The 22,732-nt window shown below is 66.7% G+C and carries 23 protein-coding genes; 8 read left to right on the top strand and 15 right to left on the bottom strand.

Features of this window, described 5'->3' with window-relative positions:
- Positions 1-6 precede the first annotated feature (6 nt).
- A complete protein-coding gene (locus tag ACQ450_RS06915; protein WP_431471015.1) occupies positions 7-1,719 on the top strand; it encodes a cation:proton antiporter domain-containing protein in 1,713 nt (570 codons plus the stop codon).
- Between the two features lie 63 nt (positions 1,720-1,782).
- Complete coding sequence (locus tag ACQ450_RS06910; protein WP_188055925.1) at positions 1,783-1,944, top strand: hypothetical protein; 162 nt, start codon at positions 1,783-1,785, stop codon at positions 1,942-1,944.
- A 19-nt stretch (positions 1,945-1,963) separates the two neighbouring features.
- Here the strand turns inward: ACQ450_RS06910 and ACQ450_RS06905 are convergent, their stop codons facing one another.
- The 7 genes from ACQ450_RS06905 to ACQ450_RS06875 all read right to left on the bottom strand — a co-directional run bounded on the left by ACQ450_RS06905 (position 1,964) and on the right by ACQ450_RS06875 (position 7,228).
- Complete coding sequence (locus tag ACQ450_RS06905; protein WP_188055924.1) at positions 1,964-2,653, bottom strand: HAD-IA family hydrolase; 690 nt, start codon at positions 2,651-2,653, stop codon at positions 1,964-1,966.
- A 7-nt stretch (positions 2,654-2,660) separates the two neighbouring features.
- On the bottom strand, positions 2,661-3,578 hold the full coding sequence (locus ACQ450_RS06900) for a cation diffusion facilitator family transporter (RefSeq protein WP_431471014.1): 918 nt from the start codon (positions 3,576-3,578) through the stop codon (positions 2,661-2,663).
- Between the two features lie 34 nt (positions 3,579-3,612).
- Positions 3,613-4,644, bottom strand: a complete 1,032-nt coding sequence (gene queA / locus ACQ450_RS06895; RefSeq protein WP_431471013.1) for a tRNA preQ1(34) S-adenosylmethionine ribosyltransferase-isomerase QueA — start codon at positions 4,642-4,644, stop codon at positions 3,613-3,615.
- 63 nt (positions 4,645-4,707) lie between these two features.
- Entirely contained in the window at positions 4,708-5,379 is a 672-nt protein-coding gene (locus tag ACQ450_RS06890) for a peptidylprolyl isomerase (protein WP_431471012.1), read from the bottom strand.
- Between the two features lie 82 nt (positions 5,380-5,461).
- A complete protein-coding gene (gene coaD, locus ACQ450_RS06885; RefSeq protein ID WP_188055920.1) occupies positions 5,462-5,971 on the bottom strand; it encodes a pantetheine-phosphate adenylyltransferase in 510 nt (169 codons plus the stop codon).
- Positions 5,972-6,075: 104 nt separating this feature from the next.
- Positions 6,076-7,029, bottom strand: a complete 954-nt coding sequence (locus ACQ450_RS06880) for a polyprenyl synthetase family protein (protein WP_431471011.1) — start codon at positions 7,027-7,029, stop codon at positions 6,076-6,078.
- Positions 6,983-7,228, bottom strand: coding sequence for an exodeoxyribonuclease VII small subunit (locus ACQ450_RS06875; RefSeq protein ID WP_188055918.1), 246 nt, complete (start codon positions 7,226-7,228; stop codon positions 6,983-6,985). The genes ACQ450_RS06880 and ACQ450_RS06875 overlap by 47 nt, the downstream gene beginning before the upstream one ends.
- An 82-nt stretch (positions 7,229-7,310) precedes the next feature.
- On the opposite strand from ACQ450_RS06875, the gene ACQ450_RS06870 reads away from it, so the two are divergent.
- Entirely contained in the window at positions 7,311-8,693 is a 1,383-nt protein-coding gene (locus ACQ450_RS06870) for an NAD-dependent succinate-semialdehyde dehydrogenase (RefSeq protein ID WP_431471010.1), read from the top strand.
- An 11-nt stretch (positions 8,694-8,704) separates the two neighbouring features.
- On the opposite strand, the gene ACQ450_RS06865 is transcribed toward ACQ450_RS06870, so the two are convergent.
- The 6 genes from ACQ450_RS06865 to ACQ450_RS06840 form a co-directional block, all read right to left on the bottom strand.
- A complete protein-coding gene (locus ACQ450_RS06865) occupies positions 8,705-9,706 on the bottom strand; it encodes a serine hydrolase domain-containing protein (protein ID WP_431471009.1) in 1,002 nt (333 codons plus the stop codon).
- A 37-nt stretch (positions 9,707-9,743) separates the two neighbouring features.
- Positions 9,744-11,450, bottom strand: coding sequence for a long-chain-fatty-acid--CoA ligase (locus tag ACQ450_RS06860; protein ID WP_431471008.1), 1,707 nt, complete (start codon positions 11,448-11,450; stop codon positions 9,744-9,746).
- Positions 11,451-11,499: 49 nt separating this feature from the next.
- Positions 11,500-11,706, bottom strand: coding sequence for a hypothetical protein (locus ACQ450_RS06855; protein ID WP_431471007.1), 207 nt, complete (start codon positions 11,704-11,706; stop codon positions 11,500-11,502).
- A 57-nt stretch (positions 11,707-11,763) separates the two neighbouring features.
- The gene (locus tag ACQ450_RS06850) at positions 11,764-13,467 is read right to left on the bottom strand and encodes a sensor domain-containing diguanylate cyclase (protein WP_431471006.1); all 1,704 of its coding nucleotides are present in this window, start codon (positions 13,465-13,467) and stop codon (positions 11,764-11,766) included.
- Between the two features lie 147 nt (positions 13,468-13,614).
- On the bottom strand, positions 13,615-15,936 hold the full coding sequence (gene clpA / locus ACQ450_RS06845) for an ATP-dependent Clp protease ATP-binding subunit ClpA (RefSeq protein ID WP_431471005.1): 2,322 nt from the start codon (positions 15,934-15,936) through the stop codon (positions 13,615-13,617).
- A 135-nt stretch (positions 15,937-16,071) separates the two neighbouring features.
- A complete protein-coding gene (locus tag ACQ450_RS06840) occupies positions 16,072-16,269 on the bottom strand; it encodes a DUF1192 domain-containing protein (RefSeq protein WP_188055911.1) in 198 nt (65 codons plus the stop codon).
- A gap of 95 nt (positions 16,270-16,364) precedes the next feature.
- On the opposite strand from ACQ450_RS06840, the gene ACQ450_RS06835 reads away from it, so the two are divergent.
- From ACQ450_RS06835 to ACQ450_RS06815, 5 genes are all read left to right on the top strand, one after another.
- Positions 16,365-17,360 carry an NAD(P)H-quinone oxidoreductase gene (locus ACQ450_RS06835; RefSeq protein WP_431471004.1) on the top strand — a complete coding sequence of 332 codons (996 nt, stop codon included), beginning with the start codon at positions 16,365-16,367 and terminating at the stop codon, positions 17,358-17,360.
- A 108-nt stretch (positions 17,361-17,468) separates the two neighbouring features.
- Positions 17,469-18,353, top strand: coding sequence for a UDP-2,3-diacylglucosamine diphosphatase (locus ACQ450_RS06830; RefSeq protein ID WP_188055910.1), 885 nt, complete (start codon positions 17,469-17,471; stop codon positions 18,351-18,353).
- Between the two features lie 14 nt (positions 18,354-18,367).
- Positions 18,368-19,390, top strand: a complete 1,023-nt coding sequence (locus tag ACQ450_RS06825) for a glycosyltransferase family 4 protein (RefSeq protein WP_431471003.1) — start codon at positions 18,368-18,370, stop codon at positions 19,388-19,390.
- A 112-nt stretch (positions 19,391-19,502) separates the two neighbouring features.
- Positions 19,503-20,180 (top strand): DUF1013 domain-containing protein, encoded by a 678-nt coding sequence (locus tag ACQ450_RS06820; RefSeq protein ID WP_188056382.1) that lies wholly within the window; start codon positions 19,503-19,505, stop codon positions 20,178-20,180.
- 138 nt (positions 20,181-20,318) lie between these two features.
- Positions 20,319-20,945 (top strand): glutathione S-transferase family protein, encoded by a 627-nt coding sequence (locus tag ACQ450_RS06815; protein ID WP_431471002.1) that lies wholly within the window; start codon positions 20,319-20,321, stop codon positions 20,943-20,945.
- Positions 20,946-21,035: 90 nt separating this feature from the next.
- On the opposite strand, the gene ACQ450_RS06810 is transcribed toward ACQ450_RS06815, so the two are convergent.
- Entirely contained in the window at positions 21,036-21,230 is a 195-nt protein-coding gene (locus ACQ450_RS06810) for a DUF1289 domain-containing protein (protein WP_188055907.1), read from the bottom strand.
- 10 nt (positions 21,231-21,240) lie between these two features.
- Entirely contained in the window at positions 21,241-22,695 is a 1,455-nt protein-coding gene (locus ACQ450_RS06805; protein ID WP_431471001.1) for a DEAD/DEAH box helicase, read from the bottom strand.
- Positions 22,696-22,732: the final 37 nt, after the last annotated feature.

Raw genomic sequence — 22,732 nt, 5'->3', positions numbered from 1 at the left:
CAGGTCATGCACGCTGATTTCCCGCTCCTGAAGGAGATCATTCTCTTTCTCGTGGCAGCGGGGCTGGTAATGCCGCTCACGCAGCGCGCCAGGATCAGCCCGGTGCTGGGTTTTCTGTGCGTCGGCCTGCTGATCGGTCCGTACGGGCTCGGACGGCTGACGGACAGCTGGCCGGCGCTCGAGCTGCTCGTGATCGACGACCCGGCCGGTGTCGCCACGGTCGGCGAGCTCGGCGTCGTCTTTCTGCTGTTTATGATCGGCCTCGAGCTTTCGGTGGCCCAGCTCTGGGCGATGCGCCGCCTCGTGTTCGGGCTCGGCGCTGCGCAAGTCGGGATCAGCGCGGTAGCGATCGGCCTGATCGCCTATGCCTTTGGCAATGCGCCGGGGGCTTCCGTGGTGCTTGGCCTGTGCCTCGCGCTGTCTTCGACTGCGATCGTCGTTCAGCTTCTCTCGCAGCAGCTCCGCCTGTCGACGGCCGCCGGTCGCGCTGCATTCGGTGTGTTGCTGTTCCAGGACCTCGCCATCGTGCCGATCCTGTTCCTCGTGGGCATCCTGGGAGCGGGGAGCGAGGGCCCCGTGCTCCTGTCGGGTCTGCAGGCGATCGGCAGCGCCATTCTGATCATCGCGGCCATTCTCGTCATTGGAAGGCTGGTGGTCCGGCCGCTGCTGCGTATCGCGAGCGCCTCGAAAAGCCGTGAACAGTTCATGGCGGCGGTACTGCTGCTCATTCTCGGTACGGCGATGCTCACGGCCGCCGCGGGCCTTTCGATGGCGCTCGGCGCCTTTCTTGCTGGGCTGATCTTCTCCGGGACCGAATATCGCCACCAGATCAACAGCGATATCGAGCCGTTCAAGGGCCTGCTGCTCGCGCTGTTCTTCGTTTCGGTCGGCATGAGCCTCGATCCGCTCGCAGTCTGGTCCCAGCTGGGGCTGGTGCTGGTCTCTGCGCTCGGGCTGATCGTGCTAAAGGCGCTGATCCTTTATCCGCTCGGTCGAGCCTTCGGGCTTTCCACGCCGGTCGCCGCCGAAGCCGCGATCCTGCTGGGCGAAGGCGGCGAATTTGCGGCCGTCGCGATCACTGCGGCGCTGGCGGTGGGCGTGATGGAGCGCGAGCTTGGCCAGTTCATGCTCCTCGTCGTGGTCGTCACCATGTTTCTCACGCCCGGCCTTGCGGCGCTGGCACGCTGGACGGGCGCGGCGCTGGCCAGGAGGGCGAAGGGCGCCGACGCGCCGCTAGCCGCGGAGGACGCTCAGGAACGCGTGGTGATCGGCGGCTTTGGTCGAGTCGGCCAGATGCTCGCCCGAACGCTCGAGGAAAGCCGGATTCCCTATGTTGCGCTCGATCTCGATCCCGAGCTGGTCGCGGAGCATCGAAGGCGCGGCGTTCCGCTGTATTTCGGGGATGCGAGCCGGCCCGATGTGCTCGATCGCCTCGGCATCCACAGTGCGCTGGCCTTTGCCACCACCATGGGTCAGCACGGCGCGTCCGAGCATGTGGTGCGTGCCGTCCACCGCGCCTGGCCCGCGGTGCCGGTCTTCGCGCGCGCGCGCGATGCCGAACATGCCCGCCGGCTGATCGCATGCGGCGCGACCGGCGCGGTCCCGGAGACCACCGAGGCCAGCCTGCGCCTCTCGCTCGATCTGTTGAGCGGGATTGGCATTCCCGAAGAGGCTGCGCGTGCGATCGTGGACGAGCGCCGGAACGAGCTCATGTCCTGAAGCGCCCCGCCCTACGGACCTCCCCCGGAGGCCGCTCGTTCCCTATTTGAAAGGAGAAGGGCGATGACATCCGAAACCAGTCCGGGCGACGAGGCGGCGGCCGGCACCCCGGGTACCGGCGAGAATATCTGCCCCCGCTGTGGCGGATCAGGCATGATCGACGGCGGCACCTGCCCGCAGTGCGACGGCAGCGGCAAGGTGATCGAAGGGATCGGCGGCGGCTGAATCCCGGCCGCCGCGCAGCTTACTGGTGACGCGCCACAAACTCTGCGATCTCGTCGATCTGCCGGAACAGCGCATTCGGCGCGGCACCGGCCAGCGCCTCTTCGCTCGCATAGCCCCACAGCACCGATCCCGCGCGCATCCCGACTTCGCGCGCGGCATCCACGTCGCGCGTCTCGTCGCCGATCGCCAGCGCCTCGGCCGGGCTCACGCGCGCCCGTTTCAGCACGCGCCGAAACTTGGGCGCCTTGCCGTACAGCGACGAACCACATGCCCAGATGTCGAACTTCGCGGCATTCTCCGGTCCCAGGATGGCGCGAGCGTTCGCTTCGGAGTTGGACGTGACCAGCGCGAGCTGCACGCCGGTCGCCGCTAGTCGGTCGAGCAAGTCGCCGACGCCCGGAAACAAGTGGATTTCTCCGTGGCGGCGATAGACGAGCTTGCGGATGTAGCGCGCGATGAACGGCAGCTTCCAGTTGGGAATGCCGAGATACTGGATCACTTCGCGCGTGCTCTTGTGCCGCAGCATCTCGACTTCGCCGTCGACGACAGTGCGAAAGCGGAACCGCGCGGCGAGCTGATCGACGACCGAGAGAAACCACTCGCCGCTGTCGGACAGGGTGCCGTCGAAATCGAAGATGACGAGCCTGATCGGGGACTGTTCCGCCGTCTCAGATGCGGGCGGCGCTAGTTCCGGGGCTGGCTTCGGCATTGCGGCGCTAGGCATCGCCGCACCCTCTTCCATGCATCCTGCACTCCGCTCCGTTACCCAATTCTATCTGCACGGTGGTATGGTCGATCCCGAAGTCATGCGCCAGCCGGTGCTGGAGGTCGGCGAGGAATGCGTCGCCCGGATGCCCTTCGGGCATGACGAGATGTGCGGTCAATGCGGCTTCGGTGGTGCTCATCGGCCAGATGTGAAGATCGTGGAGCCGCGCCACTCCCGGCAGCGCGAGCAGCGCATCCGCGACGGCATCGGCATCGATGTTCCTCGGCACGGCCTGCAGCGCCATCGTGAGCGATTCCTTGAGAAGTCCCCAGGTGCTCCAGAGGATCACCGCGACGATGAGCAGGCTCGCGAGCGGATCGATCCACAGCGCCCCGGTGAAGAGGATCAGTGCCCCGCCGATCACGACGCCCGCCGACACGGCGGCGTCCGCCGCCATGTGGAGAAAGGCGCCCCGTACGTTCACATCGCCCTTGCGCCCGCTGACGAAGAGCAGCGCGGTGGCGGTGTTCACGAGAATCCCGATGCCGGCGACGAGCATCACAGTCGCTCCGGGCACCGGCGGCGGATCGGCGAAGCGCTGGCTCGCCTCCAGCGCAATGGCGCCGACCGCGACCAGCAGCAGGATGGCGTTCGCGAGGGCGGCGAGGATCGAGGAACTGCGCAGCCCATAGGTGAACCGCTTCGACGGCGGCCGCTTCGCGAGCTCGGCACCGCCCCAGGCGATCAGCAGCCCCAGCACGTCGGACAGGTTATGGCCCGCATCGGCCAGCAGGGCCATCGAGCCGGTGACGATCCCTGCCGCTCCCTCGACGCCGACGAAAGCCAGGTTGAGCACCGTGCCGATCGCGAAGGCGCGGCCGAAGTCGCGCGGAGGGGCGTGATGATGATGGTCGTGATTCGCGCCCATTGGCCGCTTCATAGCGGCGCGCGGGCGGGTGATACTAGCGCTCCGGCAGCAACAGGCTCGCGTCGCCGTAGGAATAGAAGCGATAGTCGGCCGCAACGGCGTGTGCATAGGCCGCCTGCATCCGCTCCAGCCCCATCAGCGCCGATACCAGCATGAACAGCGTCGAGCGCGGCAGGTGGAAGTTGGTCATCAGCCCGTCGACGCCGCGAAACCGGTAGCCCGGGGTGATGAAAATCGCGGTGTCGCCTTCGAATGCATGGATCGTGCCGCCTTCGTCGGCGGCGCTTTCGATCAGCCGCAGGCTGGTCGTTCCGACCGCGATCACGCGTCCGCCGCTCGCGCGTACGGCGTTCAGCCGATCGGCCGTGGCCCGGTCGATGCGGCCCCATTCGGCATGCATGCGATGCTGGTCGGTGTCCTCGGCCTTGACCGGCAGGAAAGTGCCCGCACCCACGTGAAGCGTCAGCGTGGCATGGCCGATCCCCGCCTGCTCCAGCGCCGTCATCAGTCCGGGCGTGAAATGCAGTGCGGCGGTGGGAGCGGCCACGGCGCCAGCCTCCCGCGCGAACATCGTCTGATAGTCTTCGGCGTCGCGTGCATCGGTGCCGCGCTTGCTGGCGATGTACGGCGGCAGCGGCATGGTGCCGGCGCGCTCGAGCAGCAGCTCGACGGGCTCGCCGCCCGCGAAATCGAGCGCGAAGCTGCCGTCGTGGCCGCGTGCGCCGGCAACGGCAGCCACGCCGTGGCCGAAGTCGATGGCGTCGCCTTCACGCAGCCGCTTGGCGTTGCGGATGAACGCACGCCAGCGTCGCGGCCCCTCGCGCTTGTGCAGTGTCGCGCCGATCTTCGCCTCGCCGCGCCTGCCTTCGAGCTGTGCGGGGAGGACGCGCGTGTCATTGAAGACGAGCAGGTCGCCGGGGCGCAGTTGGCTCGGCAGGTCATGGACGTGCAGGTCGCGCGTGGCGTCCCCGTCGAGCACCAGCATGCGCGCGTGATCGCGCGGGCTGGCGGGACGCAGCGCGATCCGCTCGGGCGGGAGTTCGAAATCGAAAAGGTCGACGTTCACAATTCTCGTCCGGCCGGGGAATGGGGTGGGTTCCGGCGCGGGCGGAGATCGCCCGTCGCTTCCTCAGCTCGGCGGCAGCGTGATCTCTTCCTCGCCTTCGGAAAGCACGCGCGTCGGCGCCTGATACGGCGGCGGATTGTCGGCGGCGATATAGGCATGGAGGATGCGCGTGGGGTTCGCCGGCGGCTCGCCGCGCGTGATCGCGTCGACATGCTCCATGCCGTCGATGACGCGGCCGAACACCGTGTATTTCTGGTCGAGCGACAGGCGCGGCACGAAGGTGATGAAGAACTGGCTGTTGGCGCTGTTGTTCGCCGCGGTTTCGGTTGCCTCGTCTGCGTCCGGCGGTGCGCTTTCGCGCGCTGCGGATACGGCGCCGCGCACATGCGGAAGATAGTTGAACTCCGCCTCGACGTCCGGGAGCTCCGATTCGCCCGCTCCGGTGCCCAGCGGGTCGCCGCTCTGTGCCATGAAGCCTTCGATCACGCGATGGAAGGTGAGGCCGTCGTAGAAGCCGTCGCGCGTCAGCGTCTTCACGCGCTCAACCATCTTGGGCGCGACGTCCGGGCGCAGCCAGATAGTCACGCGTCCACCGCTCGAAAGATCGAGCAGCCAGAGATTCTCGAGATCGGTTGTGGCGGGCGGTGCCGGCCGACTGGTGGGAATCACCTGCGCAGCGGCAGGCACAACGGCGAACATGCCCAGGAAGGCGAAGAGCGCGGCAACGAAACGCATCAAGTCATTTCCGATCTAGACAGGGATCGTCTACCATTTAGGCAATTCGGCGCCCCGGGCAAAGCCCTTCCGAACCTGTGCCTCAGCCGGAGCCCTTGCGGCCGATCTTCTCGACCCGCGCCACCACTTCCGCTTCGACCGCCGGTGTCACGAACTTGTGAATCGCCCCGCCGAACAGGGCGATCTCCTTCACCAACCGGCTGGCGATCGGCTGGAGCGACACGTCCGCCATCAGGAAGACCGTCTCGATCCGCGGATTGATCTGCTGATTCATGCCAGCCATCTGATACTCATATTCGAAATCGGCGACGGCGCGCAGCCCGCGCACGATCACGCTCGCGCCCTCGCGCTCGGCGAAGTCCATCAGCAGCGAATCGAAGCTGACGACGTGGATCTCGCCTTCCAGCGACGAAACCTCGCGCTTCACCATCGCCATCCGTTCCTCGACCGCGAACATCGGATTCTTCGAAGGATTGGTGGTCACGCCGATCACCAGCCGGTCGACCAGCTTCGCGCCGCGCCGGATGATGTCCATGTGGCCGAGCGTGATCGGATCGAAGGTGCCGGGATAGACACCGGTGCGGGTGGTCATGATCTTCGCGGCCCCTCTGTTGTCGCCTGCGCGCGACACCCTTCAGCGGTTGAACGCGAAAAACAAGTCGCGCGCATTCCGGCTGCCGTAGCGACCGGTCGCGATCACCGGTCCCGCTCGAGCACGAAACGGGCGATATCGCGCAGAAGGTCGGCCTCTGCGCCATAGCCGCGCAGATGCTCGACTGCCTGGTCGACCAGCATCCGCGCCTGTTCGCGCGCGCGATCGAGCCCGAGCAGCGTGAGGAACGTCTCCTTGCCCGCTGCGCCGTCCTTGCGCAGCCGCTTGCCCGCCTTTTCCTCATCGCCGGTCGCGTCGAGAATGTCGTCGGCGATCTGAAAGGCGAGGCCCAGGTCGTGCGCATAGCCGCGCAGGCCGGTGCGGCCCTCCGGCGCCAGCCGGCCCAGGATCGCGCCCGCCTCGACTGCGCAAGCGATCAGCGCGCCGGTCTTCATCGCCTGGAGCCGTGTCACCGTCGGCAGATCGAAGCTCTTGTGCTCCGCCACCAGGTCCATCATCTGCCCGCCTGCCATGCCCCCGGCACCGGATGCGCGCGCGAGTTCGCCGATCAGCTCGGCACGGACGAAGGGATCGGGATGAGTTTCCTCATGGGCAAGGATTTCGAAGGCGAGCGCGTGGAGGCAGTCGCCCGCCAGGATCGCAGCCGCTTCGCCATAGGCCTTGTGAACGGTCGGCTTGCCCCGCCGCAGATCGTCGTCGTCCATCGCCGGCAGATCATCGTGCACCAGCGAATAGACGTGGATACATTCGATCGCCGTTGCGACGCGGCCCATGGGATCGTGATCGACACCGAAGAGTCGGGCAGTGGCGAACACGAGCAGCGGCCGCAGTCGCTTGCCGCCGCCGATCGCGGCGTGGCGCATCGCCCGATACAGATCCTCGCGCGGATCGGAGGGGACCGGCAGGAGAAGATCGAACCGCCGATCGATCTCCGCCGAGACTTCGCGAAGCGCCGCGGACAGCGCGAGCGAGGCGTGCGTCACGGGCGGATCAGCCGGCGTCGAACGGAGCGGCGCCGGTCGGCCGCCCTTCGGCATCGACGCGAATGGCTTCGATCCGCGCCTGCGCCGCGTCGAGCCGCGCGGCGCACTGGCGGCGCAGCCGGTCGCCGCGCTCATAGAGGTCGATCGCTTCCTGAAGCTGCGCCTCGCCGCTTTCGAGCCGCGCGACGATCCGCTCCAGCTCTTTCAACGCCGCTTCGAACGAAAGCTCGGCGATATCCGTATCCTCTGCCATGGCCGCGCTATGCGGCAGGCGATGGCGCGATTGCAACTCCCGATGGACCGGCGGGTTGTCGGAGCGAGCAAAAGGAGCGGCCATGTTCACCAGCATCAATCCCGCCACCGGCGAGCAGCGCGAGGCGATACCCGAAATCGACGACGAGAGCGTCAACTTCGCCTTGGAGCGGGCGCAGACCGCATTCCGCTCGTGGCGCGACAGCGACATCGCGCGGCGCACCGAACTGCTGATCGCAATCGCCGACCGGTTCGAGGCGAACAAGCGCCACCTCGCCGAAACCTGCACTGCCGAAATGGGCAAGCCGATCGCGCAGGCGATCGCCGAGGTCGAGAAATGCGTCGCCGGCTTTCGCTATTATGCCGAGCAGGGCCCCGCGCATCTGGAGCCGGTGAAGATCGAGACGGCGAGCGGCAAGGCGATGGCGCGGTGGCTGCCGCAGGGGCCGGTGCTCGCCATCATGCCGTGGAACTTCCCCTATTGGCAGGTGGTGCGCTTCCTGGCGCCCACGATCCTGGCGGGCAATGTCGGGCTGCTGAAACACGCCTCGATCACGCAGGGATGCGCAGCGCTGATCCAGCAGATGGTGAGTACCGCGGGCGCGCCCGACGGCGTGTTCCAGAACCTGCCCATCAAGTCCGACAAGGTGTCCGATATCATCGCTGACGATCGGGTGGTGGCGGCCACGCTGACGGGCAGCGAGGGCGCAGGCGCGAAGGTAGCCGAGGCGGCGGGCCGCGCGCTCAAGAAGGTGGTGCTCGAACTCGGCGGGTCGGATCCGCTGATCGTGATGCCCTCGGCCGACATGGATGCCGCGGTGAAGAACGCAGTGAAGGCGCGCGTCCAGAACGCGGGCCAGTCGTGCATCTGCGCCAAGCGGATGATCGTGCACAGCGACGTCTATGACGAATTCCTCGATCGGTTCGCGGAGGGAATGAAGGCCGTGAGGATCGGCGATCCGATGGACGAGAATACCGAGTTGGGGCCGCTCTCCAGCATCGGGCAGCGCGACGCCGTGCTGGAGCAGGTCGCCCGCGCGAAGGAAGCCGGCGCGACATTGCTGTTCGGAGCGGAGAAGATCGACCGCGAGGGAGCATGGATGACACCTGGCGTGCTGACCGACGTACCGCGCGACCGCGAAACGGCGCAGGAGGAAGTGTTCGGCCCCGTGGCGATGGTGTTCCGGGCGACCGACATCGACGATGCGATCGGGATCGCCAACGACGTGCCCTATGGCCTTGGATCGAGCGTGTTCACGCAGGACGAGGCCGAAATCGAGCGTTTCGTGCGCGACATCGAAGCGGGAATGACGGCAGTGAACGCGATGCTTGCCTCGACGCCCGAAGCACCGTTCGGCGGTGTGAAGCGCTCTGGCCACGGCCGCGAGCTGGGGCCCTGGGGGCTGCACGAGTTCATGAACCTGAAGAGCGTGATGTACGGCGGCGGACAGGCGGGCGGCGACTGAGCCGCGCTGGCTCAGTCGAGCGTCACTCCCAGCCGCTCGCGCACCCAGTCGGACCGGCGCTGCTCGACTAGATCGACCGCATCCTCGTTGGTCATGATCGCATAGCCGGTGTCGGTGACCGGATCATAGACCGCGCGCGACTTGAACGCGCCGTTGCTGCCGCTCTTCCAGCTGAGCTGGTGCATCACGCCATCCACGGTAACGCTGCGCGTGCGGCCGCCGAGGCCATAGCGGCTTTCCGGGCTGGCCACCGCCTCCAGCGCGCGGCGGTCCGCTTCGGGATAGCCGGGCGTATAGGGATGGCGCAGTAGGCGGATGAGGTCGGCGGGAGTCGCGGCGGTGCCGCCTGCGCAGACGAGATAGGGCGGGATCGGCAGCGTCTGTCCCAGCGGGCGCACCGGATCGGGGCCCGGAAGCGTGCCGGTGAAGCTGGTGCTGCCCGCCATGCCGGCGGGCTCGTACACCCGCTCTCGCAGCACGTCGTGGATCGACTGTCCGCTCGCGCGCTCGAGGATCGCCTGGACGAATGTCCAGTTGAGGATGGCATAGTCGAAGGCGGTGCCCGGCGCGTCTTCGGTGTAGCGGGTGCCGAAGCGATTGACCGCCTCCATCGGCGTGAGGTCGAGCGCGAGCGTTGCTGCCGGATCGGCGCGCACGGCCGCCATCAGCCCGTCGGCGATGCCGCTGCGGTTCTGCAGCAGTTGCTCCAGTGTGATCCGGTCGGCGTGCGCACCGCTATAGTCGGGAAGCAGCGTCGCCAGGGTGTCGGTAAGGCGCAGCCTGCCCGCGCGCTGAAGATCGAGCGCCGCGAGCGTGCAGGCAAATTTGGAAATCGAACCCGCTTCGTAGCGTGCATCGGCGCGGCCGCGCGCGTTCGTGCGCGTGACGATCTCGCCGTCCGGGAGGAGCTCGGCCTCCACATAGCTGATTGCGCTCGGGGCGGTCTGCGCCGTGGCAGGCAGGGCAGGGGCGGCGAGCGCCAGCGCCGCCGACAGGAGGAGCAGTCTTCGCATGCCAGCTGTATTACACACGCAATACAGCGCTGCAAGTTCAGCGCCCCGTGCCGTCCGCCTCGGCCATCACTTCGGCGATCAGATCCTTGCGGCTCAATTTGCCGATCATCGTCTTTGGCAGCTCCTGGCGGATCACCACCCGGTCGACTCGCTCGTGCTTGCCCACCTTGGCGTTGAGCCATTCCGTCAGCTCGGTGTCGGTCGCGGATGCTCCTTCGATCATCGTCACATAGGCGCGGGGGTGCTCGCCCAGATACGTGTCGGGCAGTCCGATCACGAGCGCCTCCTTCACGGCGGGGTGGCCGTAGAGGATGTGTTCGATCTGGCTCGGGAAGACCTTGAAGCCGCCGACGGCGATCATGTCCTTCAGCCGGTCGACCACGCGGATGAAACCGTCTTCGTCGATGGCGCCGACGTCGCCGGTGCGCAGCCAGCGCCGCCCGTCCGGAGTGTCGACGAACACCCCGGCGTCGGCTTCGGGCCGATTCCAATAGCCCTTCATGATCTGCGGCCCGTGGATCACGATCTCGCCCGGTTCGCCGTCCGGCGCCGGCTTGTGCGGATCGCCCTTGTCGACCAGTGCCACGCTGGTCGCCTGGATCGGCTGGCCGATCGTGCCGGGTTTGTTGTGACCGGCATAGGGATTGCTCGAGACCACGCCCGAGCTTTCCGACAGACCATAGCCTTCGATCAGCGTCGATCCCGTCGCCGCTTCCCAGCGCTGCTTCAGCTCCTGGGGCAATGGCGCGCCGCCGGAGACGCAATAGCGCAGTGCCGAAAAATCGGTGCGCGCGATCTTGGGATGATCGAGCAGCGCCTGATACATGGTCGGCACGCCGGGGAGCGCCGTCGGCTTCGTCCGGTCGATCGCGGTCAGCGCCTGTTCGGCGTTGAAGCGCGGCAGCATCACGATCTCGCCGCCGGTGGCCACCGTGCGGTTGAGCACACAGGTGTTGGCGAAGACGTGGAACAGCGGCAGCACGCCGAGGATGCGGTCGGTGCTCTGCCCCAGCTCGGGATCGAGTCGGGCGACCTGGCGGGCGTTGGCCGACAGATTCTGGTGCGTGAGCATCGCGCCCTTGGGCGTGCCGGTGGTGCCGCCGGTATATTGGATCAGCGCGACGTCCTTCTCGGGATCGAGCTCGGGGCGTTCGCAGCCGCCGTCATTGTCGATCAGCGCCGAAAAGGCGGAAACGCGCGGATCGTCGGGCCGCTTGGCAACCTCGCTGCCGCGGAACAGCCGGTAGAACAGCGACTTTGCGGGCGGCAGGGCGCCCGCCACCGATCCCACCACCAGCCGTTCGAGGCCGCTCTTGTCGAGCACCTCGAGCGCAGTCGGCAGCAGCGCGGAGGCGGAGATGGTGAACAGCAGCCGGGTACCCGAATCGGCGACCTGTTCGGAGAGTTCGTCGACCGTGTAGAGCGGCGAGAAATTGACCGCCACTGCACCCAGCTTGAGGATCCCGTAATAGGCGGCGGCATAATGCGGCACATTGGGCAGGAAGAGCCCGATCCGGTCGCCGCGTCCGTAGCCCAGTGCCTTCAGCCCGCAGGCGACGCGATTCGCGCCGTCGAGCGTCTCGGCATAGCTGAACTTGCGCCCCATGAAATCGATCAGCGGGCGAGGGCCGCAGCGTTGCGCGCTTTCCTCGAAAAGATCGACCATCGAAAGGGGAGGGAATTCGGCGTCCCAGGGACCGGGATGCCGATATGCCGCGCGCCACGCCTGCTCGGGAGTATTCATTGACACAGGTGTAAGCGGCTCGCTCCGCTCAGGCAAGCAGCGCTAAGCGCTAGTCGCGCAGCCGCTTGCTGCTCCAGGTCACCAGCAGCGACACGGCGAGAAGGCCGATGTTCACACCCGCCTGCATCCGGCTGGGTGCGCTGTCGTCCGCCGAATGGGCCAGGATGCGAATATCTGCGCTCGGCGGCTTCATCGCGAGACCGGCGACCAGCAGGAGCCCCATGACGGTAAGGACGATCCTACGTCGGCTACGCATGCTACACCTCGTTTCGCTGCGCCATCTCTACTGACGCTTCGGTGCCGGCGCAACCGATCACGCCGCCGCGGCGGGCGTTTCTGGGCGTGCGGCGCGGGCGCGGTCGCGGCCGGCAGCCTTGGCATCGAAGAGCGCGGCGTCGGCGCCGCGATACAGCGTCTTCCAGTCGATTTCCGTCGCGAGCGGGCCGCTGCACACGCCGACGCTGGCGGTTACTGACAGATCGAACGGCATGCGTGCGGCGCGCAGCCGCGCGAGCAGCGCCTCGGCGGGCACCGGCTCGTCGCTGTGGGTGATGATCGCGAATTCCTCGCCGCCCAACCGCGCGACGAGCGCACTCGCCGGAACGCTGGCGCGCAGCACGCGCGCGAACACGCGCAGCACTTCGTCGCCGCCGTCGTGACCCAGCGTGTCGTTGACTCGCTTGAAATGGTCGATGTCCGCGATCAGCAGCGTCTGGCGACCGGTACGGCCGATCGAATGCTCCAGAAAGGCGCGGCGGTTGAGCAGCCCGGTCAGCGGATCGGTTTCCGCCAGCCGTCGCGCCATCGTCTCCGCGGTGATCGCCTCGTCGCGCTCGCGGCTGAGGATGCGGATGCGATAGGCGATCGCGAGACTCGAGATCAGCGCCTCGGCCGCCATCGACAGGATCGTCGAATTGTCGAGCCAGAAGTTCCAGGGGATCAGCCCCAGATTGTGCAGCGCGCGAGCCACCGCGGTGCTGATCGGCAGCGCCCAGGCGACTGCGAACAGCCAGAGATAGTTGCTTCGCCGTCGCCACGCCCGCCACAGCATCGGCGCCAGCACCGCCGACACGGCCAGGAAGATGAGTGCATAGAGCCGGTCGGCCAGGTGAATCGCATAGGGCGCGAACAGGAAGAAGCCGAACCCGGCGGTCACCAGCGCGACGACCATCGCGGTGGTGAGCCGACCCATCCATCCTTCGAAGACGCGTGCCTCGAAGAAGGTGCGCGCAAAGACGAGCGCCGCGGCGCCCGAGAGTGCGAGCATCAGATGGTTTACTCGCAGCCGCGTGGTGTTCGCGATCTCCGGCCACAGCCAGGCCAGAGCGCCCGACGAGGAGAGGGCATAGATCAGAAGTCCGCCGACCATTGCGCAATAGGCCAGCTGAAACCTGTGGCGCAGTGCTCCCCACAGGGCGAGATTGTACACGATCAGCGCGATGCACAGGCCCCCGAAGGCGGCATAGACGGCGCCCATCACGAGATTGGACTGAGTCGACTGATCGCGCGTCGCTAGGCGCGGGCCGATCAGAATGCCGCGCAGATTGGCCGCATCCTTCACATGCCACAGGACGCGGACGACCTTCGCCTTGCGGAGCGGCAGCTCGTGCTCGACGATCGCGCCGAGTTCGATGTGGCGCGAGATGCCCGAGGCATCGGCCGTCTCGGTCGCCACTTCGCCGTCGGCATAGAGGACGTGAACATCGAGGCCGCGCTGCCATACGCTGGCGATGCGGACCGTCAGCGGCCGCCGGGCGCGCGAGCGTTCGCCGATGTCGGAGGAGAGGACCCAATAATCACCGGACCCGAACTCGGCCTGCGGCGTGGCGCAGTCGAAGCGTTCCGGCTGGCGGAGAAGCGTTGCCGGGTCCATGCCCGGCTCGGCGGGAAGAATGCAGACCCGCAGCGGCGTGCCGACCACGCCGCCTGCCGCGCGCGACGGCGCGGGCGCCAGCAGCGCGGCTGAAAGGCACAGCAGCCCCAGCGCCCAAAGTAACAGTCCCCGCCCCGATCCCATACCGGAATTATAGGCGCTCGATGGCGAAGGAGTGATTAAGATCGCCCCCGCGGAGGGGGATCCGGCAAGATTTTAGCGGGCGGGCGCTGCTGCACCGCGCGTCGCGGTTCCGGGCCGACTCCGTGGCAGGAACCGGCCCGGTCGCCTTTACTTGGCTTCGGCCTTGGCCGCCTTGCTGCCGCCCTTCTTGCGCGGCTTCTTGGGCGGCGCGGGGACGATCTCGAAGGCGAGCGCGCCGTCCTTCATATGGACGTTCACTTCGCCGCCGTGGAGCAGCTTGCCGAACAACAGTTCCTCAGCCAGCGGCTGCTTGATCTTCTCCTGGATCAGGCGACCCATCGGACGCGCGCCATAGAGCTTGTCGTAGCCGCGCTCGGTGAGCCACGCCTTCGACTCGTCGTCGAGCTGGATGTGCACCCCGCGATCGGCGAGCTGAAGCTCGAGCTGCAGGATGAACTTCTCGACCACGCGCTCGACCACTTCGGGCGGCAGGTATCCGAACGGCACGATCGCATCGAGGCGGTTGCGGAATTCGGGGGTGAAGAGGTTCTTCACCGCTTCTTCCTGCACGTCCTCGCGGCTGATGTTGCCGAAGCCCACGCTTTCCTTCGCCATGTCCGACGCACCGGCATTGGTGGTCATGATGAGGATGGTGTTGCGGAAATCGACCGTCTTGCCGTGGTGATCGGTGAGCTTCCCGTTGTCCATCACCTGCAGCAGGATGTTGAACAGATCCGGATGCGCCTTCTCGATCTCGTCGAGCAGGAGCACGCTGTGCGGCTGCTGGTCGACAGCGTCGGTGAGCAGCCCGCCCTGATCATAGCCGACATAGCCCGGAGGCGCGCCGATCAGCCGCGAGACGCTGTGGCGCTCCATATATTCGGACATGTCGAACCGCTGGAGCGGGATGCCCAGGATTGTCGCCAACTGGCGTGCTACCTCGGTCTTGCCGACGCCGGTGGGGCCGCTGAACAGATAGTTGCCGATCGGCTTGTCGGGATCGCGCAGGCCAGCACGGCTCAGTTTGATCGCCGAGCTCAGCACGTCGATCGCCTGATCCTGGCCGAACACCACGCGCTTCAGATCGGTTTCGAGGTTCGCAAGCACCTTGGTGTCGTCGCTCGAAACGCTCTTCGGCGGGATGCGCGCCATCGTCGCGATCACTGCCTCGATTTCCTTCGGCGTGATCGTCTTGCGGCGGCGGCTGGGCGGGACGAGCATCTGCATCGCGCCGACTTCGTCGATCACGTCGATCGCCTTGTCGGGCAGCTTGCGGTCGTTGATGTAGCGCGCCGAAAGCTCGACCGCCGACTTGATCGCGTCGGGGGTGTATTTCACGTCATGGTGTCCCTCGAACGCCGAACGCAGGCCCGAGAGGATCTTGATCGTGTCCTCGACCGAGGGCTCGTTGACGTCGATCTTCTGGAACCGGCGCAGGAGCGCGCGGTCCTTCTCGAAATGATTGCGGAATTCCTTGTACGTCGTCGATCCGATGCAGCGGATCGAGCCGCCTGACAGCGCCGGCTTGAGCAGGTTCGATGCGTCCATCGCGCCGCCCGAGGTGGCGCCGGCGCCGATGACGGTGTGGATCTCGTCGATGAACAGCACCGCGTGCGGCAGCTTCTCGAGCTCGTTGACGACCTGCTTCAGCCGCTCCTCGAAGTCGCCGCGATAGCGGGTGCCGGCGAGCAGCGCTCCCATGTCGAGCGAATAGATCACCGCTTCCTTGAGCACGTCGGGCACGTCGCCTTCGACGATCTTGCGCGCGAGCCCCTCGGCGATCGCGGTCTTGCCGACGCCCGGATCCCCCACATAGAGCGGGTTGTTCTTGCTGCGGCGGCACAGAATCTGGACGGTGCGGTCCACCTCCGGGCCGCGGCCGATCAGCGGATCGACCTTGCCGGCCTTTGCCTTCTCGTTGAGATCGACCGTGAACTGCTTGAGCGCGCTTTCGCCCTTGCCGCCCTTTTCCTGCTTTTCGGTCTTTGCTTCATCGGCGCCCTTGGGAGTCGCCGCCTCGGCCGCCTGACCGCCCTTGCCGACGCCATGGCTGATGTAGCTGACGGCATCGAGGCGGCTCATATCCTGCTGCTGCAGGAAATAGACGGCATAGCTCTCGCGCTCGCTGAACAGCGCGACCAGCACGTTGCCGCCGGTCACTTCGTCGCGGCCGGACGACTGGACGTGCAGGATCGCGCGCTGGACAACGCGCTGGAAACCGCTGGTGGGCGAGGGATCGGTCACCTGATCCACCTTCAGCGCCTCGAGTTCAGTGTCGAGATAATGCGCGACGGTGGTCTTGAGCTCGCCCAGATCCACTCCGCATGCGCTCATCACCTTCGATGCGTGCTCGTCGTCGACGAGTGCGAGCAGGAGATGCTCGAGCGTTGCATATTCGTGGCGCCGCGCCGAGGCCGCTTCAAGGGCCTTGTGCAGCGTGGATTCGAGGGCGGAAGCGAAAGAAGGCATCGTATTACTCCAGTCGAGCCAGCAGCGACACGCTGGCCCGTGCTCCCAATGTCGGGAGGGTGAGCCCTCGCATCAAGCGCATCGGCTCCGCACCGGAGATGTTTGGCGTATCGCCCCGCTCCGGTGCCGTTACGCTCATCGTTTAAATAGAGCGTCCGCGCTTGCGCGATGGTTAACGGCGCGTTTTATTTTTTCGCGGCAGCGGCTGATTTCGGCCTCCAGTGCCGCGATACGCGCTTCGAGTTCCTCGACCGAAAACGGATCGAGGTCCTGCCGCGCGAGCTGCGCGGCCGGATCGTCGTGACGACGCGGAAGATTCTCGTCGGCGTCCATGCCCGCTAGCGTTGACCCTGGGCCCGGCGATGTCAATAACGCCCGCAATTTCCCGGAGCACGGGCGCGAAACGACATCAGGGGGTCGCGAGGCGAATGAATATTCCGGAAACGATGCAGGCGATCGATCCGGCGCAGCCCGGCGGACCGGAGGTGCTCGTGCCGGTCGCACGGCCGGTGCCGCGGCCGGCCGCGGGCGAGGTGCTGATCCGCGTGGCGGCGGCCGGCGTGAACCGCCCCGACGTGCTCCAGCGCAAGGGCATGTATCCGCCGCCGCCGGGCGCGTCCTCGGTCCTGGGCCTGGAAGTCGCCGGCGAGGTGGTGGCGCTGGGCGCCGAGGTCGAGGGCGAATATCTCGGTCAGCCGGTCTGCGCTTTGCTGGCGGGCGGCGGCTATGCCGAATATGCGCTCGCGCCGATCGGCCAGTGCCTGCCGGTCCCCGAGGCGCTGTCGATGGTCGAGGCGGCAGGGCTGCCCGAAACGCTCTTCACCGTGTGGACCAATTTGTTCGAGCGCGCCTTCGCCAGCGAGGGCGACACAGTGCTCGTGCACGGCGGCACCAGCGGCATCGGCACCATGGCGATCACGCTGTGCAATCTGTTCGGCGTCACGATCATCGTGACCGCGGGCTCGGACGCGAAGGTCGCCGCCGCCCGCGCGCATGGCGCTGATCATGCGATCAACTACACCAGCGAAGATTTCGTCGAGCGGGTGCGCGAAATCACGGAGGGCAAGGGCGTCGCCGCGGTGCTCGACATGGTGGGCGGCGACTATGTGCCGCGCAACCTCGCTTGCCTGTGCGACGATGGCCGCCACGTCTCGATCGCAGTCCAGGGCGGCGCGACCGCGACCGTGCCGATCTTCGAGATCATGCGCCGCCGGTTGACGCTCACCGGATCGACGCTTCGCGGCCGCGATGTGCAGTTCAAGTCGATGGTGGCGGACGAACTCGCCACTACCGTCTGGCCGCATGCCGAGCAGGGCCGGTTGAAACCGCTGCTCGACCGCAGCTATCCGCTTGCCGAAGCCGCCGAGGCGCACCGGCGAATGGAGGCGGGCGACCATATGGGCAAGATCGTGCTGACGATGTGACGATCCCGTGCATTGTGACGCGGCGGCAAAGCGGGTACGATTCCAACTGTAACAATTCCCCGGCATAGCGCGGCGGCAACGAAGGTCACCGCGAGGGAACCCGAAGCAATGGCCGCAGTCACCAAGCTCCCGATCGCTCACATCGCAGATCTCGCTGAATTCGCCGAGGCTAATCCCTCGATCCCCGAGAAGGCGGTTACCGAGCGCCGCCAGTATCGGACGATCTGGATTTCCGACGTGCATCTCGGCACGCGCGGCTGCAACGCGGCGATGCTGATCGACTTTCTCGATCATGTCGACAGCGAGACCATGTATCTGGTCGGCGACATGATCGACGGTTGGCAGCTGCGGAAGAAATTCTACTGGCCGGCCGCGCACAACGACATCGTCTGGCGCATCCTGAAGCGCGCCAAGCGCGGAACCCGGATCGTGTATATCCCCGGCAATCATGACGAGGTGTTTCGCCAGTTCACCGGGCTGAACTTCGGCGGCGTAGAAATCCGGCGCCAGGCGGTGCACGAAACCGCCGACGGCCGCCGCCTGCTCGTTCTGCACGGCGACGAATTCGACGCGATCACGCTGAGCCACAAGTGGCTCGCGCATCTGGGCGACGCGGCCTATCATTTCACCATGGCGCTCAATCGCTGGGTGAACGCCTATCGCCGCTGGGCCAAGCTGCCGTACTGGTCGCTCAGCAAATACGCCAAGCAGAAGGTGAAGAACGCCGTCGAGTTCATTTCGCAGTTCGAGGAGATCGTCGCGCACGAGGCCGGCACGCGCGGAGTCGACGGTGTGATCGCCGGGCATATCCACACCGCCGAGATGCGCACGATCGAGGGCATCGAATACTATAACGACGGCGATTGGGTGGAGGGTTGCACTGCGCTCGTGGAGCATTACGACGGGCGGATGGAGATCCTGCACTGGGCCGATGAAATGGCGGCGCGCGATGCGCCCGAGGCATCAGGGGTGGCGGCGCTGGCGGCTGCGTGAGCGAGGAGGCGGCCGTGCGCATCGCGATCGTCACCGACGCCTGGGAACCGCAGGTCAATGGAGTCGTCCGCACGCTGCAGTCGGTCCGCTCGTTGCTCGAATCGCGCGGGCATTCGGTGCTGGTGATCTCGCCAGACCGTTTCTATTCGGTGCCGTGCCCCACCTATCCTGAAATCCGGCTGGCGCTGGCGCGAGTGGCCTATGTCGGCAAGCTGCTCCAGGAATTCCGGCCCGACGCGATCCACCTCGCAACCGAGGGGCCCGTGTGCGTGGCCGCGCGGCGCTGGTGTCTGCGCCGCGGCGTTCCCTTCACCACTGCCTATCACACGCAGTTTCCCGATTATGTCTCTGCGCGTTCGGGCGTGCCGGCGGCCTGGATCTGGCGCTATATCCGCTGGTTCCACGGCCCGAGTTCGGCGATCCTTGCGTCGACTCCGTCGATCCGCGAGTCGCTGGTCGATCACGGCCTCGGCCAGGTCCGCCATTGGGGGCGAGGGGTCGATCTGTCCAACTTTCGGCCCGGGCTCGATCCGCATCCGGCGATGGCGGAGCTGCCGGGCCCGGTGCAGCTCTATGTCGGGCGGGTGGCGGTTGAAAAGAATCTTGAGGCGTTCCTGAAGACGAGTCATCCGGGCACCAAGGTCGTGGTCGGCGATGGCCCGGCGCGCGCGCATCTCGAATCGCGTGATCCCGACGTGAAGTTCCTGGGAGCGCTCTTCGGCTCCGAGCTGGCCAGCGCCTATGCCGCGGCCGATGTCTTCGTCTTTCCGAGCAGGACCGACACGTTCGGGCTGGTGATGATCGAGGCGATGGCCTGCGGCGTTCCGGTCGCCGCCTATCCGGTTACCGGGCCGATCGACGTGCTCACGCCTGAAGTCGGCGCGATGGCCGATGATCTGACCACCGCCATCGCGCAAGCGCTGACCAAGGATAGCGAGACGTGCGCCGCCTATGGGCGCACCTTCACCTGGGAAGCGAGTGCGCAGCAATTCCTTCACGCGCTCGTGCATATCGACGAGGTGGCGATCGCAGCGTGAACGCGTGTCGATGCAGCCAAACCTTGCCTCGCGCGGCCGTCCGCATTAAGTCCGCGTCATGACACGGCCACCCCGCAAGGGGTGGCCCTTATTGTTTCTGGAGAATTGCACCGTGGCCCAGCCGCTGATGCCGCACGCGACCGCTTCCTGGCTGGTCGATAATACTGCGCTCTCGTTCGAACAGATCGCCGACTTCTGCGGCCTGCACATTCTCGAGGTGCAGGCGATCGCCGACGACACCGCGGCGGCGAAGCTCACCGGCCGCGATCCGGTCCGCGCCCACGAGCTGACGATGGAGGAGATCGAGAAGGGGCAGCAGGACCCCGAGTATCGCCTCAAGATGCAGAAGGGCCCCGAGCAGGTCCGCCGGACCAAAGGCCCGCGCTATACACCCGTTTCGAAGCGTCAGGACAAGCCGGACGGCATCGCCTGGATTCTGCGCCATCACCCGGAAATCTCCGACGGCGCGATCGGCAAGCTGATCGGTACGACGCGTACGACGATCGCGGCGATCCGCGACCGCAGCCATTGGAACATCTCCAATATCGTTCCCAAGGATCCGGTCACGCTCGGCCTGTGCTCGCAGCGTGAGCTCGACGCGATCGTGGCACGCGCAGCCAAGCAGGCCGGCATCGAAGCCCCGGTCGACAACCGGCTCGAGGGCGACCGCGAGGCGCTGATCGAGCAGCTCCGCGCCGAGCGCGAGCAGGCGGCGCGCGACGCCGAGGCAGCCGCGGCCGGAGAGGGCGCCGCACCGAACCCCACGTTCGAGGATCCCTTCAAGCGCTGAACGGCAGCGCCCGTCGTCCGGGCGCAGGTGCGTGATCGCCGTCCGCGCCGGGCGGCGCCGACGAACCCCTTGCGTGAGCCACGGTTTGCGTTCACCCTCTGTTCCGCGGCTCGGATGAGTCGCGGAACGGAGGATGAGATGACGGACGAGTTGGTTTTCTACACCAATCCGATGTCGCGCGGGCGGATTGCCCGCTGGATGCTCGAGGAGACGGGCGCCGATTACCGCACCGAGCTTCTCGACTATGGTTCGACGATGAAGGCGGAAGCCTATCTTTCGGTGAACCCGATGGGGAAGGTGCCCGCGATCGTTCACAACGGCAGGGTCGTCACCGAGTGCGCGGCGATCTGTGCCTATCTGGCCGAGAGCTTTCCCGATTCGGGGCTCGCGCCCCGGGCGGAGGAGCGGGCCGACTATTATCGCTGGCTGTTCTTCGCCGCGGGGCCGCTCGAGCAGGCCGTCACGAACAACTGGGCGAAGTTCGTTCCCGGCGACGACCAGGCGATGATGTTCGGCTATGGCAGCTACGACCGGGCGGTCGACGTGCTCGAATATGCCGTGTCGCGAAATCCCTACATCGCGGGTGAGCGTTTTACTGCCGCCGACGTCTATGTCGGTTCCTCGGTTGCCTGGGGAACGCAGTTCGGCACGTTGCCCGGGCGCGATGCGTTTGCCGCCTATGTCGCCCGGGTGACCGATCGGGACGCCTATCGCCGCGCGACCGAACTCGACGATGCGGCGATGCCCGAGCAGGCGCCTGCCTGATCGGGCGGAGCGCCGGGAGCCGCGGAACTCGCGGTGCCGAGCGTACCGCTCACGCGAGAATTGTCGTCTGACCTTGGGAGTGCGCTTCGCTCAGCCGTCCAGCCGGGCCATGCGCGCGGGCAGTTCGGCCATCACTGCGCTGCGGCCGGCATCGTCGAGCCGAGTCCATTGCGCGATCTCGTCGCGTGTGCGGCCGCAGCCCAGGCACCAGCCGGTGTCGACATCGAGCGTGCACACCAGCACGCAGGGCGATTCGATCTTCTGGACCGGGACGCTCTCGATCATCCGGCGGGCGTCAGCTTCCGAAGCCGAAGTTCAGGAAATTGGGCACCGGGCCGTTCCAGCCTTCATCGGCTGAATCGGGCGCAGAATCGTCCACTGCCGTCCGCTGCGGTTCCGGCGCCTTGCGCTCGCCCCGCTCACGGCGTGGCGCGGCGGCTCGGCTAGGCCGCCGTTCGCGGTCGCCCTCACGCTCGGCTCTGTGCTCGGCGGCCTTGCTCGACCGGGGAGCGGCCGGCGCGCTGTCGCCCGACGTTTCCTTGGCCTTTGCCTTTGGCTCGGCCGCCTTGCGGCTGCGCGGCGCGCGTGCCGGTCGGGCTTTCTCGGCTTCGTCGCCAGACGATGCCGCAGGCGTTTCGCCGCTGCTCAGCCGCTGGATCTTCTGGCCGGTCAGCTTCTCGATATTGGCGATGTTCTCCGCATCTTCCGCGGTGACGAAGGTATAGGCGACGCCGGATGCCCCGGCGCGGCCCGTGCGGCCGATGCGGTGGACATAATCGTCCGGATGCCACGGCGCATCGAAGTTGAAGACGTGGCTCACGCCTTTCACGTCCAGGCCGCGGGCCGCCACGTCGGATGCGACCAGGATGTTGACTTCGCCCGACTTGAACCGGTCCAGCTCGGCGATCCGGGCCGACTGGTCCATATCGCCGTGAATCTCGCCCGAGCTGAAGCCCGAGCGCTTCAGGCTCTTGTTGAGTTCGCGCACCGTCGTCTTGCGGTTGCAGAAGATGATCGCAGTGCGCACGTCCTCTTCGCCGAGCAGGCGGCGCAGCTCCTTGCGCTTGTCGGCGGATGCGACCGGCACCACCCACTGGGTGATGTTGGTGTTGGTCGTCGCCGGCCGCGCCACTTCGATCGTCTTGGGATTGTCGAGGAACTTGTCGGCCAGCTTCTTGATCGGCGGCGGCATCGTCGCCGAAAACAGCAGCGTCTGCCGCTGCTTGGGGAGCTTGGTGCAGATTTCCTCGATGTCGGGGATGAACCCCATGTCGAGCATCCGGTCGGCCTCGTCGATCACGAGCAGCGAACAGCCGGTGAGCAGGATGTTGCCGCGGCCGAACAGGTCCATCAGCCGGCCCGGAGTGGCGATCAGCACGTCGACGCCCTTTTCGAGCGCCTTGATCTGGTCGCCCATCGATACGCCGCCGATCAGCAGCGCCATCGAAAGCTTGTGATACTTGCCGTAGGCCTCGAAATTCTCGGCAACCTGCGCGGCGAGCTCGCGGGTCGGCTCGAGGATCAGGCTGCGCGGCATGCGGGCGCGGCTGCGGCCCTGCGCCAGGATGTCGATCATCGGCAGCACGAAGCTGGCGGTCTTGCCGGTCCCCGTCTGCGCAATGCCGATCAGGTCGCGCATCATCAGCACGCTGGGAATGGCGTTCGCCTGGATGGGAGTGGGCTCGGAGTAGCCGGCCTCTCCCACGGCGCGCAGCAGTTCGTCAGACAGGCCGAGATCGGCAAAATTCATGCGGTTGTCCGGAAATCAGGCGCGTTTCGCGCCGGTC

Origin of the sequence: Sphingosinithalassobacter sp. LHW66-3 (assembly GCF_050703275.1) — a bacterium.
GTDB lineage: Bacteria > Pseudomonadota > Alphaproteobacteria > Sphingomonadales > Sphingomonadaceae > Sphingomonas.
This window is presented reverse-complemented; position numbering and strand designations above follow the sequence as displayed.